Here is a 16,606-nt window from a genome sequence, read left to right as displayed (position 1 = left end):
CTGACGCGCGGCGGACCCGCCCCGCGGCCGGGCGGCGAAACCGCGTGGTTCGGCGGACGGGACGGTCGGGCGGGAGCCGAACCGACCCGTGTCGTCCCGCGACGGCGACGTGCCGGAACCGTTACCAACCAGCCACACGCGTATGGATACAACTCGAATGCGACTCCCGGAACGACAGCTCGCGGTCCTCGAGGCCGCGAGCGCGACGGACGAACGGACGATAGACGAGATCGCGGCGGAGACGGGGTTGAAGCCCGAGACCGTCGTCGGCGCCGCCTTCGACCTCCGCGACGAGGGGCTGTGCTCCGTCGCCGAGCGCACCGCCGAGACCCTCGATCTCACCGACGAAGGCCGACGCTACGTCGACGACGGGCTTCCGGAGACGCGGCTCTACCGGGCCGGGCTCGCGCTCGACGCCGGCGAGGCGCCGGTATCGATGGGGCGGGTCATCGGCGAGGCCGACCTCGACGGACCCGAGGTCGACATCGCGCTCTCGAACTTCGCCCGGAAGGGATTCGGGTCGATCGACTCCGGCGAGCTTCGGGTCGACCCCGACGCCGACCCCGACGCCGACCCGGAGGGGGCCGCGCTCGCGGCGCTCGCCGCCGGCGACGACCCCGGGGCCGACGACGCCGTCCTCGAGCGGTTGGACTCCCGCGGGCTCGTCGACCGCGGCGAGTCGGTGACGCGCTCGGTGACGCTCACCGACGACGGCGTCGACGCCCTGATGACGGGCGTCGAGGCGGCCGAGGCCGTCTCGGAGCTCACGCCAGAGCTGCTCGCCAGCGGCGAGTGGCGCGACGTGGAGTTCTCCGAGTACAACGTCAAGGCCGACGCCCCGACGACGCGCGGCGGGCGGAAGCACGTGCTCCGCCGGACGGCCGACCGCGTGAAGGACGTCCTCGTCGGCATGGGGTTCCAGGAGATGGAGGGCCCCCACGCCGACAGCGACTTCTGGATCAACGACTGCCTGTTCATGCCCCAGGACCACCCGGCGCGGACCCACTGGGACCGGTTCGCGCTGGACGTCGACCCGATGGACGAGATCCCGGAGGAGCTGATCGACCGCGTCGAGACGGCCCACCGGGAGGGGTGGGGCGAGGACGGCGACGGCTACCACTCGCCGTGGTCCGAGGAGTTCGCCCGCGAGGTCGCCTTACGCGGCCACACTACCTCGCTGTCGATGCGGTACCTCTCGGGGATCGCCGGCGCGGATCTCGACCCCCCGCAGCGCTACTTCTCCGTGGAGAAGGTGTACCGCAACGACACGCTCGACCCGACGCACCTGCTGGAGTTCTTCCAGATCGAGGGGTGGGTGATGGCCGAGGACCTCTCGGTGCGCGACCTGATGGGCACCTTCGAGGAGTTCTACCGGCAGTTCGGCATCACCGACATCCGGTTCAAGCCGCACTACAACCCGTACACCGAGCCCTCCTTCGAGCTGTTCGGCGAGCATCCGGAGACGGGCGAGGAGATCGAGATCGGGAACTCCGGCGTCTTCCGCGAGGAGGTCACCGGGCCGCTCGGCGTCGACTGCGACGTGATGGCGTGGGGGCTCGCCCTCGAACGGCTCGCCATGCTCACCACGGGCGCGGAGGACATCCGCGACCTCCACGGGACCCTTGCCGACATCGAGTTCCTGCGGGACGCGGAGGTGAGCTACTGATGCCCGTCGTCGACATCGACACGGACGAGCTGCGCGGGCTCACCGGTCGCACCGACGCGAGCGACGACGAGTTCAAAGAGGACCTGTTCGGGCTCGGCTTAGAGTTCGAGGGGGAGACCGACGACGGCCTCCTCCAGTTCGAGTTCGCGCCCGACAGGCTGGACCGCCTCTCCGTGGAGGGCGTGGCGCGCTCGCTGCGCTACCACCACGGCGACGACCGCGGCGTCTACGTCCCCGAGACGAACGACCCCGAGTGGACGATCGAGGTCGACGACTCCGTGCCGGACGAGCGCCCCTACGTGACGGGGGCCGTGATCCGCGGCGTCGACCTCGACGAGGGCGCGCTCGAGTCGCTGATCCAGCTCCAAGAGAAGCTCCACGCGACGATGGGTCGCGGCCGCGCGAAGGGCGCGATCGGGATCCACGACCTCGCGATGCTCAAGGGCGCGCCGCTCCAGGAGGGGTCGGAGCCGTCGATCACCTACCGCGGCGTCGAGCCCGACGGCGACACGTTCGTTCCGCTGGACGCGAACGACGAGCTGACCCCCGCCGCGGTGCTCGACGAGCACGACACGGGACGGACGTACGCCGACCTCGTCGCGGACCTGGAGCGGTACCCCGCGATCTACGACGAGCTCGGCCTCTTCTCGTTCCCGCCCGTCATCAACGGGAAGCGGACCGAGGTGACGACGGGCTCGCGCGAGCTGTTCGTCGAGCTCACCGGCACCGACCAGTGGACGATCGACCGAATGTGTAACATCGTCTGTTACGCGCTCTCCGCCCGCGGCGCGACCATCGAGGAGGTGAAGGTGAACTACGCCGACGGCGCGGCCGCCCCGAGCGAGTACGGCGCCGAGCTCGTCCGTCCGAACCTCGACCTCGACGAGAAGTCCGTCGGCCACGACCGGATCGAGACGCTTCTCGGCGTCGACTTCGAGCCGGAAGAGGTCGTGGACTGCTTCGAGCGCGCCGGCCTCGACGCCTCGTACACGCTCGACGAGGACGTCACCTACGAGGTGGAGATCCCGCCGTACCGCGTCGACGTCCTCCACCCGCTCGACTTAGTCGACGACGTGGGTCGCGCCTACGGCTTCGACGAGCTGGAGCCGCGCTACCCCGACGTGGGGACCGTCGGCGGGCGCCACGAGCGCTCCCGGCTGGAGGACGCGGTCCGGACGAGCCTCGTCGGGCTCGGCTTCGAGGACCTGCTCAACTTCCACATGACGAGCGGGACGGAGAACTACGACCGGATGAACGTGGAGCCGGGGAGCGCCGCCTTCGGCGGCGGCGAGCCCGTCGAGATCACGGAGCCGTACAGCGAGGAGTACACCCAGCTCCGCACGTGGGCGCTCCCCTCGCTCGTGCTGCTGTTGGAGCGGAACACTCACAACGCGTACCCGCAGGACGTCGCGGAGGTGGGCTTCGTCGCCGAGCGCGACGACTCGGAGAACACGAACGTCGCCGAGCGCCGCCACGTCGCCGGCGCGGTCGCCCGGCGCGACGCCTCCTACGAGGCCGCGAAGGGGCGCCTACAGGCGGTGTGCGACGACTTCGGGGCGGAGCTCGCGACGCCCCGCACCGAGCACCCGTCGTTCATCGACGGGCGGACCGCCGCGGTCGAGATCGACGGCGAGCGGGTCGGCGTGATCGGCGAGGTCCATCCCGCGGTCCTCGTCGAGCACGACCTCGAGGTCCCGGTCGCGGCCTTCGAGTTCGACCTCGACGCGCTGCGCTAGCCGAACCGTTCCCCTGCGGAACCGTCTGCCGGCGAAACCGCCCGATCCGACGGTTTCACGATCGTTCGGGATCGTGAGATCAGGAACAGAAAGTATTTGTGTCGGTTGTCGAAGGAACTTCGCATGAACTGTGAGAGGTGCGGCACCGACGCGCCGGTCCGCCATTGCGACGTCGACGGGTTCGCCTACTACCTCTGCGTGACGTGTTCCGAGGAGTGGGGCGCGGTGACGGAGCGTCCGGACACGTCGACGCCCGCGGACTCCGCTGAACGGTCCGTGGTGCAGTAGGGCGACGAGTCGAGTCTGTGGTGCAGTAGCGCGGCGAGTCGAGACCGGGGTTACGGAGAATCAAGGAGAAAGCCTCGCGCTTCAGCGCGGGGATGAATCCGACAGTTCTCTACAGTAACCAGAAACTTCTGGTCGGGTGTTTTAACTGAGTGATTGTCATACTACTAGGTAGCCGAGGCGGTCTACCGCCCACCTAATCGGACAATATCGGGATGCAGTAAGAAGTACCTCTGAATCCCAAGTCGGGATAGGAGTAACGGCTGATTGACACAGCCAGTAGCCGTCACCGGGACAGCTACAAACCGTAAACACCCCAACCCAGCGGTACGGTGCCGTGGGAATCTTCGCCCTTCAGGGCGGAGAGGATGTCAACCCTCGAACCCCTCCTCCCACCGGAACGTCCCGTTCCGCTGGACGACCTCGCCGTCGACCTCCATCCGGGAGCGCTCGCTCACGTCGGTTATCATGTCGACGTGGACCGCGCTGTCGTTGCCCGACTCCCCCTCGGGGAGGCAGGCGCCGTAGGCGCGACCGACCGCCATGTGGACCGTGTCGCCCATCTTCTCGTCGAAGAGGATCGAGTCGGTGAAGCGGTCGATCCCGCGGTTCATCCCGATGCCGAGTTCGCCGAGCCGCCGGGCGCCCGGATCGGTGTCGAGGACGCCCGCGAGCGCGTCCTCGCCGGTCTCGGCCGCGAAGTCGACGACCTCGCCGCCCTCGAAGACGAGGTGCACGTCCCGGACGCGGGTCGCGTCGATCGTCATCGGCACGTCGAAGAACGCCTCGCCCGCGGTGTCGAACGGGGCGGTGAACACCTCGCCGCTCGGCAGATTGTGCGAGTCGTACGCCACGGAGGCGGCCGAGTTGACCGCGGTGCGGCCGGCGATCGACATCGTCACGTCGGTGTCGGGCGCGCCGTCGCGCTCGGTGACGAGTCGGACCTCCTCGCCGGCGTCGAGGACCCCCTTCATCCGGGCCATCTCGGCGGCGAGCGCCTCCCAGTCGCGGAGGACCGCGTCGTAGACGAAGTCGCGGTACTCCTCGTAGGCCATCCCGGCCTGCTGGGCGAGGCTCCGGGTCGGGTGGACCGTCGACACCCAGTCGGTGTCCATCCGGGCCTCGCGGACGCCCGTTCGCGCCTTGGCGTACGCCTGCCGGGTCTCGCTCGCCACGTCCGCGGTCGCGGTGGTGTTGCGACCGCCCCCGATCCGGAGGTAGGCGTCGGCGGCCTCGAAGATCGCGCGGTCGACCGCCGGGTCGTCGTCGAAGTCGGGGACCGCGTCGCCGTCGCCGTCGGCGCCGTCGCCGTCGGCACCCGCCTCGGCGCCCTTCAGGTACGCCCGGGAGAGCTCGTCGGAGCCGTACAGCGTCGTGACGGTCGCCCCGCGCTCGCCGAGCGCCTCGACGACGGCGACGCCCAGCTCGTGGGCGTCCTCGGCGACGCTGACGACGACGTCGTCCCCGGGCTCGACCCGCGCGCTCCAGTCGACGAGCACCTCGGCGTGCTCGCGTACGCGTTCGTCCATTACTCCGTGTGTGTTCGGGGAAGCGTAAATCGGTGCCGGGACGGTGATTATTTATCATCGGTCGACGACACGGCGGCGGACTCCGACGACGCGTCGGTCGCTTATTCATAAATAACTCCTCGGAATCGGTGAAGAACGTCGCCAAAGCCCCAGTCGCGCTCGGCTCCCGCGGCTCGCTGTGCTCCTCAGTCGTTCGCTTCGCTCACTCCTTGCGGTGCTTGCGTCGCCGAGGTTCGCCGAGCGCGACTGCCCCTTTGAGTCCCGCCCCCTCCGCACAGCGCCTCACGCCTCCCCAGCCTCGTCGCTGGCACCCTCCGCTTCGCTCCGGGAGCCAGCGACTCCCTCGCGCGTGCTGCTCGGCCACGAAGCGGCCTCGCAGGCACGCGCCACCGCAGTTCTGTTTATAAAAGAGAGCGTCAGTCAGATTGCCGCCGCCGGACTACTCCAAGTCGAGCAGCGCGGCGATCTCGTCGAGGTAGTCGTCGTAGATCCCGACGGCGGACTCGATCGGGTCCGGCGAGGCCATGTCGATGCCCGCGAGTTCGACGACGTTCAGCGGGTAGTCGGAGCCGCCCGCGGCGAGCATCTCGCGGTAGTCGGCGGCGGCGGACTCGCCCTCGTCGAGGACGCGCTCGACGATCGCGGCGGCCGCGGAGATGCCGGTCGCGTACTGGTAGACGTAGAAGTTGTAGTAAAAGTGCGGAATCCGCTCCCACTCGCGTTCGATGCCGCCGGTCAGCTCGGCGGGCGCGTAGTAGTCGCCCTTCAGGTCGGCGTAGATCTCGTCGAAGGCGTCGGGCGTGAGCGCGTCGCCGGCCTCGACGCGATCGTGGATCTCCTGTTCGAAGCTCGCGAACATCGTCTGTCGGAAGAGCGTCGAGCGGAACCGTTCGAGGTACTCGTCGAGCACGTGCGTCCGGAGCTCGTCGTCCTCGACGGTGTCGAGCAGGTGGTGGGTGAGCAGCGTCTCGTTGACCGTGGAGGCGATCTCCGCGACGAAGATCTCGTAGCTCGCGTCGTGCCACGGCTGGGCGTCCCCGGCCAGTTCGGAGTGCATCGAGTGGCCGAGCTCGTGAGCCAACGTGAACATCGAGGCGATGTCGTCCTGGTAGTTCATCATGATGTACGGCTGGGTGTCGTAGGTGCCCGACGAGAACGCGCCGGAGCGCTTCCCGCGGTTCTCGTACACGTCGACCCACCGCGAGTCGAGCCCCTCCGCCATCCGCTCTTGGTACGCCTCGCCCAGCGGCGCGACCGCCTCGATCACCCACTCGCGGGCCTGGTCGTACTCGACGTCCGGACCCTGGTCGCCCGTCAGCGACATGTAGAGGTCGTGGCTCTCCAGCCGATCGACGCCGAGGGCACGTTCCTTCAGCCCCGCGTGCCGGTGGAGCACGTCGAGGTTGTCGTCGACCGTCTCGACGAGGGTGTCGTACACCTCGACCGGGACGTTCGAGCCGTCGAGCGCGGCCGCGCGGGCGCTGTCGTAGCCGCGGATCTCGGCGCTCGTCGCGTGCTCGCGGACCGCCTTTTCGAGGGCGGTGCCGACCGTGTTACGCACGTCGCCCCACTGCTCGTAGAACGTCTCGTGGACGCGTCGGCGGAACTCGCGGTCCGGGTTCGTCTGGAGCTTCGTGAAGTTCGCCTGCGTGATCTCCACCTCCTCGCCGTCGGGGTCCTCGACGACGCCGTACGTCATGTCGGCGTTCGTCAGCATCGAGTAGATCTCGCTCGGGGCGTCGGTGACCTCCGAGAGGTCGGCGAGCACCTCCTCCACCTCCGCCGAGCGCGTGTGTTCTTTCATGCGCAACACGTCGTCGAGGTAGTGCTCGTACGTCTCCAGCGCGGGTTCGCTTTCGAGGAACTCCGCGACCGCCCCCTCGGTGAGCGACTGCAGCTCGGGCTCGAGATACGAGACCGCGCTCGACGCCTCGGAGCTCAGCGAGGACGCCTTCGCCGACATCGCCTGGTACTCCTGGTTGCGCGTGTCCTCGGCGCTGCGCAGGCGGGCGTACGTCGTCACCTGCTGGAGCTCCCGGAAGACCTCCTCGCGGAGCTCGAGCAGCTCCAGCAGGGTCGCGGCGTCCTCGGTGACGCGCCCCTCGTAGTCCCGCAGCTCGTCGACTCGGTCGGCGACCGTCTCGTAGGCGGCCTCCCACGCCACGTCGTCCGCGTAGATGCTCTGGAGGTCCCACTTGTACGCCTCGTCGATCTCCGCTCGTTCGGGAACCGAACTCATACCGTCCGGTTCGCGCCCCGGGCACTAAGGGTTGTCAAAAGCGGAAGCACGCGGGCGGCGAGGGGCCGACGAACCGCGATCGCGCCGGCGCTCACACGCCCGTCGCCCACTCGGCGAGGTCGACGACGAGCACGATCGCGTCCTCGCCGTCCCGGTAGTAGTTCGAGACGCGGCGGACCGGCTCGAACCCCTCGTCCCCGTACAGCGACCGGGCGACCGCGTTGCTCTCGCGGACCTCCAGGCGCACGACCGCGACGCCGACGCCACGGAGCCGCGCGAGCGCCGAGCGGAGCAGCCCGCGGCCGAGCCCCTCGCCCCGCGCGTCCGGGTGGACCGCGAGGTCCTTGACGTGGCCGATGTCGCGGCCGTGGTTCGGCGTGGCGTCCGCGACGACGTAGCCGACGACCCCGCCGTCGCGCTCGGCGACGAGGAACGCGGGCTCGTCGAGCAGGCGCTCGAAGGCGTCGTACGGCCACGGGTCCGCGAAGCACGCGCGCTCGATCCGCACCACCGCGAGCAAGTCCGCGCGCTCGATCCGGCGGATCGTGGCGTCGACGGGAGTCACGGTTCAGATTGGTAGTCGGGAGGAATAAACGCGACGGGACGGGATCGGGACCCGCCGACCGCCGTCGAACGGCCTCGTCGGTTCACCCGTCGATCCACGGCTCCGTCGCCGCGACCGCGTCGGGGGCGGGGGCCTCGACGACGAAGCAGGCGCCGTCCGGCCGCGGGACCTGAGCCGGCAGGGAGGGCTCCGCGTCCGGGCGGAGCTCGATCGACCAGCCGTGTGACTCGACGACCTCGCGGACGATGTCGAGACCGTACCCCGTCCCGTCGGCGCTGGTCGTGAATCCGGGTTCGAAGGCGTCCCGGCGGTGTTCGGGATCGATCCCGGGGCCGTCGTCGGCGACGACGATCCCCTCGTCGGTCGCGCTCACGACGACCGTGACGTCGGCGTCGGCGTCGGCCTCACGGGCGTGTTCGACCGCGTTCCGGAAGAGGTTCTCCAGCGCCTGCCGCAGGCGTCCGCGGTCGCCGCAGACCCGGGCGTCGGCGCCGACGACGAGGGTCGCGCCGTCGCTCCCGGCGGTCGCCCACGCCTCGCGGACGGCCCCCGCGAGGTCGAACTCGGTCGGCTCGTCGATCCCCGACCCCTGCCGAGCGAGCGTCAGCAGCTCGGAGACGAGCTGGTCGATCCGGTCGACGGCGCGCTCGCCCCGCTCCAGCGGTTCGGTGTCCTCCTTCAGCCGCGCCATCTCCATCGACGCGCGGATCACGGACAGCGGGTTCCGGAGGTCGTGCGAGACGATGCTCGCGAACCGGTCGAGCCGCTCGTTGCGGTCGGTGAGCCGGCGCTCGCGCGCCTTTCGCTCGCTCACGTCGCGGGAGTTGATGAGGAGCCGACCGACCGCGACGTCGTCGGGCAGAGAGCGCGTCCGCGACTCCAGCCAGACCCAGTCGCCGTCGGCGGTGCCGTACCGGTACTCCATCGTGGGCGCCGCCTCGGGGTCGTCGAGGGCGCGGTAGAACCGCTCCGTCACGCGCTCGCGGTCGTCCGGGTGGACGTACCCGAGCGGCGACCGGCCGACGGTCGACCCCTGCTCGTAGCCGAGCACCTCCTCGATCGACGGGCTCTCGTACCTGACCAACCCGTCGTCGTCGACGACGGTGACGAGGTCGGTCCCGTACTCGAGGAACTGGCGGAACCGCTCCGGGAAGGCGCGGTCGATGTCGACGCGGCGCGCGGTGACGACGCGCCCGCCGAACTCCGGAGCGAGCTCCTCGTCGACGACGGACTCGACCCAGACGAAGCCGCCGCTCGCGTGTCGGAGTCGGTGGGTGACGGTGCGGTCGGCCGCGACTGCGGAGAGCGCGTCGGAGACGGGGTCGCGGTCGTTCGGGTGGACGTGCTCGAGCAGGTTGTCGCCGAGCAGCGCCTCGCGTTCGACGCCGAGCACCGCGGGCACCGACGGGCCCGCGAACAGCACCTCGCCGTCGACGGCGACCGCCGCGACGAAGCGGTCAGATCCGCCGTCGCCCGCGGTCGTCGGGTCCGTCGTCTCGCGGTCGCCGGCGCCGGCCCGCTCGGGGCTCACCCTCTCGTCGACGGTGGAGCGTCGTCGATCCGTCGGCGGCCGTCCCTCGTCGTCGCGAGAAGAATCGCCCCGCGGGGCAGACGGCCTGTCGCTGGGACGCAGAGTCACAGTTGTTCTATCCGCTCTACGAGAGAGCGGGTATAAACGTGCGTGCCATGGATATCAGATGTGATAATCAGCGGTTCGATCCGAGGACTGCGGCGCGACGAGCGGAGGCGAGCGGGCTCCCTCGGGCGACGGTAACGTCCCGAGTCAGAAGCGTTAAACGCGCGCCGCGGATATCCGGTCGTGAGGGCGCGTAGCTCAGCGGACAGAGCACTTGGTTCCGGACCAAGATGCCGCGGGTTCAAATCCCGTCGCGCCCGTCACGTTTTCTGACGGGGCAAATTGACAGGACGGCGGCCGGGTGTATATAAGGCGAACCCCCAGTGACGAATTTGAGTTCGTCACACAGCATGACGGGGGTCGTCGCCTTCGTGCGGTTCGTGAAATACACGTGACGGAGTCGAGGTAAAGTCCTTTGGGTGGTTGGCGGCTTCTCCATGATCGGGTCGGCCTAGGTAGGGAGAGCTCCACGAAAGACGACCGTCGTCGTGAGGGGTTCGTAGACCAGAGAATCCCACGATAACCGAACCGCGGATCAGCGTTGATGGTGACTGTGGAACCCGGGGCAAAAGCAATCATGAGAGGAGGCGGATGACCCATCCGGAGATCCTGGTTAAAAGAAATCCGGCAAATGAGAGAATTGGCAATCCCCGAATTGCTGCCCGAGGTGATTCGGATCCCCTCGAGGTTGGCGATCCCCGATTATATACCCGGTTCCGTTCTATCCGCCAGTAATGGAACGAGACGTGGAGCTCCGCCGTAACGGCCATCTGTACGAGATCGCGTCGGTAAACGACGAGGTGCTCGGCTCCCGTCAGGGGTTCCCGGCATCGGAGGCCGGCTATCGGAAGACGCTCGATAGCGTACTCGATATTGCGGGACCGGATCTGATGGACGAGGTGGCGGCCTCGATCAAGGACCACATCCGGACACACGAAGAACGTCCCGCCAACCAAGCTGTCCGGAAGGACGCACGAAAGCTCGTCTCGAAGGCCGGGTATCCCCCCGATGACTACCTCAACGCGGCGTAGGTCTGGGAGGAGCCACGCATCGAATCAGAGATAGTCCCGGAGGCCCGGATCTCACGCTCCTTCGCCCCTCTCTTTCTTTGAGTTGATATCTCATACTGAAAATATATTTGCCCGGTGTCTGATACTCAAGTAATGTATCGGTTCACCCCGGACGAAATCGATCACGAGCGAGCCCACCACCAAGCGGTCATTCAGGGAGCCGACGACCTGGACGTCAAGCGGATCGGTAACCTCGGCGAGCTCGCGTTCGAGCAGTTCTGTCGCGAGTACCTCCCCGTTGAGATGTGGGAGTGGGAAAACGAGGAGGCAATCCGGCGGTGTAACCCCGAGAGCTTCTCCGGACACGACTTCGAGGTGTTCGGCTACACAGTCGACGTGAAGTCCTCACGGGACGTCTCTGCCTTTCTTCCCGGATCCTTGGTTGAGCGGGACCCCGACGACGACATCGTGGTGATGGTCTGGCACCGGGACAACGAGGACAGTCTGATGCTGCTCGGATGGGAGCGTCTCGAGACCCTAAAGTCGAAGGTCGAAACGGAGGCGGCCTTCTCTGGGGACTCTCCGGAAAAACTCGACCACCTCGCGGCTCGGCCGATGAACGAGCTGCTCGACCTCGGCCCCAACACCGCCCACATGAATCAGAAGCCGGAGAACCCGTTCTCACCGGGGGATCGCGTGGTGAAAGCCAGCGATGCGGAGCCGTCGGTGGGAATCGTCGTCGAGGTGTTGCCGCCGGAGCAGAACACTGGGGCGTTCGGACACGAAATGGACGGGGAAGCGGTGCGGGTCGCCTTCCCGAGTTCGCTCGATGAAGGGCCAGGTGAGTGGCGTGACTACCACCCCGCGATCCTCGCATCGTACTGTGACGACCAGGACGTCAAGCTCTGGACGTACAAACACGAGAATCTCGAATTTGCGAAAAATCCGTTTGTACCCGGTGATCTGGTGGTCAAAACTAGTCACAACGACCCAGATACGGCAGTCGTGGCCGAGAGTCCAGATGGTAGTGATGATGTGATGGTTGCGTTTCTGGATGATTCTGAGGAGATGGATGTGTTGCCGAGCGAGTTGGTTGACTACTGTGAGAAAAACGGGATCAAGCGCTATACGTATGCGTACTCGGAAGTTGAGTTCAGCAGAAAGAATTAGTCAATTTGATTGGATCTCATCTCAGCACACTCGAAAGAACTTGTTCAAGATCTTCATCCAGGTTATTCGCTTGTAAAATTGTAATTGGTTCATCGACCTGCTCTGCAACTGACGGAGTGTCTTGGTCGAGGTCCTGTACGACTAAGAGACCGTTCCATCCGCTGCCAAAGTAATTACTTTCGTCTTCGGTATGATTCCCGAAGACGTACTCTTCGTTAACGCGGAGAAAAGCGAGGTACTCTAGCGTTTCTTTGATCCCAGTTCGGATAGTCTCTTCTCGGGTGCTATGTTTGACCTCGGCGATGAGGTATTCGTATTGGAGCGGTTCGTCTGTTTTGACTTCTAGGACGATAACGTCAGGGCGGCCGGTGTGGTTCCGGAACTCTTTGTTGAAGTAGTTGCTGGCGACTGAGCGAGCGGTCTTCTGGACTTGCTCTGCTCGCGTGAGTTCACGGTCATCAGGATCCGACTCTGTGTGGAAAGAGAGCTTACGGTCGCTTGCAGACTTGTCATGATACACGACAATTTCTTGCTCACCGTCGATACGAGCAATTTCCTGTCTACCACTTTTGATCGTCTGGAAGATGGGTTGGGTATCTTGGAGTTTTTCGAGTGTAGAAATAAACCGAAAAAGGACGTACAGTTCGAAAAGTCTCGCTTGGTCATCAGGGGTGATCGCGGTTTCATCGAGGAGGTCACGTAGTTCGTCGGGATGGCCGTCATGGAGTCGCTGTCGAGTGCGTAATAACGCGGCGGCATCTCGATAGACTACCTGCCGCGAGTGCTCCGCAGTGGTGAGCATGCGTTCAGTAGGTTCGTACGATTCAGGGTCGCGAATACGGCGGACGTGGACGTTACGGTCGACAATTCTTTGAAGATCATCTATGAGTTCTCCGTTTTGTTGCCAGCGATCAGAGACCCATTCGTAGTTGGTTTTGAGGTACTCGTCAGCGTCTCGAAGAGTGGCATAAATAACAGAAAGAAGCTTTTTGAGGACGAGATTCTCGGGGATGTCGTAGTCCTCTGATCGGTTTTCTGTGACGAACAGGGACCGATCCTGGGGATTAGTCGCGTACCGAGTTTTCACGGTGGATCCCCAGTTGATGTGTCCATCGATTCCGCCTCGTTGTGTCTTGGCAACAGTCTTCGTTTCAGTACGGATATTTCGTAACCGTTGGGACAACTTTTCGACGAACTCGACGACCTCTGGTTTGAGGATGAAGTGTAAGTCGAGGAGGATTTCATAGTCCTCGAATCGTTCATCGAGTGCCTCGTACTTTAGTGAGTCTGCAAGCTCCCGCTGTGGAAACCCTCCATTCATCACGTATGCCAGGATATCCTCGGTGAGACCTTCTATGAGATCCTCACGATTCATGACTCAGTCTCAAGCGTGACTTGGAGCATGTCACGTGCTGCTGTCTCAATCATATCCCGGTCAATTTCATCGACATCGGCGATGTGTGAGACGATCTGCGTGCGCTCAGGGACCCCCTCTAACTGAGGGAAAATGTAACTGATGGCAGCGTTTGTGACGCGACTTTTGAGATTGCCGTTTTGGGCGTCGTGATGGTTGGTTATGTAGCCAAGCATGTCCTTGACGATCGCGGGGCCGATCGCCCGATCCTCTACTGCCTGGTTGGTATGCTTCCAAACGAGTCCGACAGCGCGGAGTTCCTCGGGTGTCGGATTGATCTCCTCCCAAGCGTCAATGTACTGCTGCATGCCCTCGTCGAGCGTATCTAGTGCTTCTTCGTCATCCCCCTCAGGAAGGTTAGGTGCAGGGATGCGGATGAACGCAAAGCGACGCATGAACGCGTAGCTCATTTCGTACAGTGACGTCTTATCGTATGAGTTCATCGTCGCAAAGATATGCCACGAATCAGGGACAACGTACTGGTGATCTGCCGGGACAGTTTCGGCATGATCTGTCGGGAGGAGCTCTATCTCCTGCTCGTCTTTCGTGTACGGAAGCTTGACAGGCTGTCCAGATAGGAGTGTGAACAGCTGTCCAAATCCTTTGTCGATGTCAGCTCTGTTTAGTTCGTCGATGATGATCGGCTCATTCGATTGTACGCCAGTCTGTGGATCTTTGAGCCGGTTCAAGACAATTCCCGGAGTGAATGCGAGGTCCCCGTTTGAGTCGTCACCAGCGGACTCTGTCGGCATGTAGCCCCCAACAGTGTCGAAAGTTGACCAATCAGCCGTCGCAGTCGTGACTTGGTATCCGCTGTAGAGATTTGGGTGGTTCTTCACGAGATCAGCCGTGACGTGCTGGGCGATTTCTGTCTTCCCAGTTCCAGGAGGTCCGGTGAAGATTATGTGGTCGCCAGCGCGAACGGCAGCAGTGATTTGCTCGGAAATTTCCGTAGCGGTCGGGAGGTCGTACGCCTCCGGAAACACGATCTCGTCGAACGCGTCTGGGTCAACCGTACCAGTGAATTCGCCTGTGGTTGCGACTGGGGATACACTGGTGGTTGAGTTTACGAGTCGGTCGGCAATTATCTCTCCACGGCCGTACTTGGTGTCATCATCGAGTGCGATGAGAAAGTGGTTTACTGGGAAGTCGCTGTCAGTTGCATCCTGACACCAGTCGTTGACAGTGTTGGTCGAGACTGCACCCTTGCGGAGTTGCGTCGCACCATCAGTCACAGTCAAATTAGACGCATTCGCTGCTCCGGACGTGAGAAACAGACGATCGAATGCGATCCGGTAGGGATATTGATCGTCATGCGCATAGTTATCATTCCACCAATTTTTGTTGCTCTCGAACCGCTCTCCTACGACAGCGATCCCGAACATGAACCCATCGTCGTACTCAGGGTCGGAGTATCTCGTCTCGGCGTTCGCGTGGAACGCAATTACGTCCCCCGGGTTCAACTCGGCCCATAGACCGTAGTCGGACTCACCGATTCCGCAGGCACGATGTTGGAGTACCGGTATCCAGTAATCGATTGGGGCACTCTGTCTGTAAACAGTAGTCTCGTCCTTCCTTACCTGCTGGATGATCGGGTGCGTCGGGTTCTCGAAGTATCGGTAAGCACCACGAAGTATCGCGTTGAGTTTGGGCTGGCTCGCATTCGGTTGTATATCAAGAACATGACTCTCAATTAGCGACTTCTGACGATCCCGCAGAAGTGCGAGAAAAACGACCTCTGTGGGGTTCATGTTGTCCAGACCTGTTATCGGGATTTCCGATGCGATCCTATCGAAGTGCTCTCTGTTCGTCTCGAGATACGCTTTGAGGTCCTGAAATTCGATCTCTTCTTCGGGTGTGACAAAATATCCGGGGTTGAATCCGCGCAGTGCGAGAGTCCAGCGCTCGATGCGGTCACCAGAGACCTCTCGGAGGGGATTCGTATACTCGGTCTCGGCGAGACGTTCAACAACGAGTGATGTCGCTTCGGAGATTGAGTCAACGGCCTCTCGAGCCTTGGATTTCTCTTCATCCTCGTCGTTGCCCGATTGCACGTCGCGGTTCGAGGTGTTGGTCGCGAGATGAGGAATCGATTCGCCTACCTTCTGGTGAGCCGTATCGTTGATGAGCTCGACCAGGGCTGGAGGGGATCTCGTAAGATATGCCCCCTGGTTGAGATTCAGATTTTTACTGTAGACGACCGTGTGATCTTCCCGAAGCTTGTGTAGCACCTCCTTGTTCTCTTCGTCAAGAACAGCGTCTACATCGAGAGGAGCGGCCAATTCCCGATAATCTTTGAGTGGAACACGGTAGGCCGGGCGCCCTCCTGAATTATATTCCATTTCGGAAACGCCCTTCCGATCCCATTCGGTGTCTTCAAGACACGTAGTTTCCTCATAATCATCTGCGGCTATCGATGCACCGGTGAATGCTCGCTGATCCTGGTCGAGGTGGATAATGACGTCGCCTTTCTTGACACCCGTCGCGTTCTCGTAGTAGATTGAGCCTCCACCGTCTGTCCGTGTTTGGGGACACCACAACGCGTCTCCAAGTCCCCACCCCGGCTCTTCGCGGTCCTCACGATTGTGGTAGCTCTTTTCGATCCAGACCGTGGTTTGTTTCTCTTCTTCCCGTGACTGAGCAACACTGGTAGCGTACTCCTCTAGCTCAGTGAATTTTCCGTGAAGTCCACGACTAGAGATGATCTGTTCTCGTAAGGTGGGATATTCATCGAGTTCGTCGAATGTCCATTGACTGAACGCAATCTCAGGTGTGAAGGGCCCACCAAGTTGTTCATCGAAATTGATCACCCACCGGACGCTACGATGGTGCTCGTTCATTTTATTGGTCGCGTCTATCGGGAGTTCCCCGTAATAGTCGCGAGCATCTGCGTGGGTGTATTCACCATCGATGACGCCTATCGCACGGATATTTCCGTTGCCACCCCACTCATCATCTGAATGATATCGTAATCCATCTTTGAGAACGATGATGTCACCGATCTCCGCTTCGTGGGCGAACTTTCGAAGTTGGACAGCCGGATTTCGAGGATGCACTGATTCACTTGCATCAGTTGCGTCGACGATTGACTCGTGAGATTGTAGTTTAGAAATATCCTTCTCTACTTGGGGCCATCCCATACTGGCGCTATCCGAACTGAGGAATAGATCCATCCACGTCTCGTTGTTAAATCCGATATGCCAAGCACGAGGAACAGAATCTTTATCCTGGCCAACAGTAGGAGACCCCTGAGTCATGGAACTTCGATTACTGCTCCGCTATCATATAACACCGGGTATAGAAGTGGGAATTTCGTTTGACGAGACCAGAGCTGCCTATGAGCATCTCTTTTCGAT

The 16,606-nt window shown here is 63.2% G+C and carries 11 protein-coding genes and 1 tRNA gene; 6 read left to right on the top strand and 6 right to left on the bottom strand.

Annotation, left to right across the window (positions count from 1 at the left end):
• Window positions 1-157 precede the first annotated feature (157 nt).
• The 3 genes from DJ81_RS16310 to DJ81_RS19385 all read left to right on the top strand — a co-directional run bounded on the left by DJ81_RS16310 (window position 158) and on the right by DJ81_RS19385 (window position 3,690).
• The gene (locus tag DJ81_RS16310; protein ID WP_094590598.1) at window positions 158-1,666 is read left to right on the top strand and encodes a phenylalanine--tRNA ligase subunit alpha; all 1,509 of its coding nucleotides are present in this window, start codon (window positions 158-160) and stop codon (window positions 1,664-1,666) included.
• Complete coding sequence (pheT, locus tag DJ81_RS16305) at window positions 1,666-3,402, top strand: phenylalanine--tRNA ligase subunit beta (protein WP_094590596.1); 1,737 nt, start codon at window positions 1,666-1,668, stop codon at window positions 3,400-3,402. The genes DJ81_RS16310 and pheT overlap by 1 nt, the downstream gene beginning before the upstream one ends.
• A gap of 123 nt (window positions 3,403-3,525) precedes the next feature.
• Entirely contained in the window at window positions 3,526-3,690 is a 165-nt protein-coding gene (locus tag DJ81_RS19385; RefSeq protein ID WP_158217301.1) for a hypothetical protein, read from the top strand.
• Window positions 3,691-4,058: 368 nt separating this feature from the next.
• On the opposite strand, the gene DJ81_RS16300 is transcribed toward DJ81_RS19385, so the two are convergent.
• The 4 genes from DJ81_RS16300 to DJ81_RS16285 form a co-directional block, all read right to left on the bottom strand.
• Window positions 4,059-5,216, bottom strand: a complete 1,158-nt coding sequence (locus tag DJ81_RS16300; RefSeq protein ID WP_094590594.1) for an aminopeptidase — start codon at window positions 5,214-5,216, stop codon at window positions 4,059-4,061.
• 439 nt (window positions 5,217-5,655) lie between these two features.
• Window positions 5,656-7,455 carry an oligoendopeptidase F gene (gene pepF, locus DJ81_RS16295; RefSeq protein WP_094590592.1) on the bottom strand — a complete coding sequence of 600 codons (1,800 nt, stop codon included), beginning with the start codon at window positions 7,453-7,455 and terminating at the stop codon, window positions 5,656-5,658.
• 91 nt (window positions 7,456-7,546) lie between these two features.
• Window positions 7,547-8,020, bottom strand: a complete 474-nt coding sequence (gene rimI / locus DJ81_RS16290) for a ribosomal protein S18-alanine N-acetyltransferase (protein WP_094525189.1) — start codon at window positions 8,018-8,020, stop codon at window positions 7,547-7,549.
• Window positions 8,021-8,102: 82 nt separating this feature from the next.
• A complete protein-coding gene (locus DJ81_RS16285; protein WP_094590590.1) occupies window positions 8,103-9,659 on the bottom strand; it encodes a PAS domain S-box protein in 1,557 nt (518 codons plus the stop codon).
• Between the two features lie 184 nt (window positions 9,660-9,843).
• On the opposite strand from DJ81_RS16285, the gene DJ81_RS16280 reads away from it, so the two are divergent.
• The 3 genes from DJ81_RS16280 to DJ81_RS16270 all read left to right on the top strand — a co-directional run bounded on the left by DJ81_RS16280 (window position 9,844) and on the right by DJ81_RS16270 (window position 11,836).
• Window positions 9,844-9,916, top strand: a tRNA-Arg gene (locus tag DJ81_RS16280).
• Window positions 9,917-10,390: 474 nt separating this feature from the next.
• Complete coding sequence (locus DJ81_RS16275) at window positions 10,391-10,687, top strand: hypothetical protein (protein WP_094590588.1); 297 nt, start codon at window positions 10,391-10,393, stop codon at window positions 10,685-10,687.
• 132 nt (window positions 10,688-10,819) lie between these two features.
• Window positions 10,820-11,836, top strand: a complete 1,017-nt coding sequence (locus DJ81_RS16270; RefSeq protein ID WP_094590586.1) for a hypothetical protein — start codon at window positions 10,820-10,822, stop codon at window positions 11,834-11,836.
• Window positions 11,837-11,852: 16 nt separating this feature from the next.
• Here DJ81_RS16270 and DJ81_RS16265 read toward each other — a convergent pair whose 3' ends face one another.
• Window positions 11,853-13,211 carry a hypothetical protein gene (locus tag DJ81_RS16265; protein WP_094590584.1) on the bottom strand — a complete coding sequence of 453 codons (1,359 nt, stop codon included), beginning with the start codon at window positions 13,209-13,211 and terminating at the stop codon, window positions 11,853-11,855.
• Window positions 13,208-16,390 (bottom strand): AAA family ATPase, encoded by a 3,183-nt coding sequence (locus tag DJ81_RS16260; RefSeq protein WP_170938350.1) that lies wholly within the window; start codon window positions 16,388-16,390, stop codon window positions 13,208-13,210. The genes DJ81_RS16265 and DJ81_RS16260 overlap by 4 nt, the downstream gene beginning before the upstream one ends.
• Window positions 16,391-16,606: the final 216 nt, after the last annotated feature.

The organism is Halorubrum sp. Hd13 (assembly GCF_002252755.1).
In the GTDB taxonomy this organism is placed as follows: domain Archaea; phylum Halobacteriota; class Halobacteria; order Halobacteriales; family Haloferacaceae; genus Halorubrum.
Note: the sequence above shows the minus strand (reverse complement) of the source record. Positions and strands in the feature narration are given on the sequence as shown.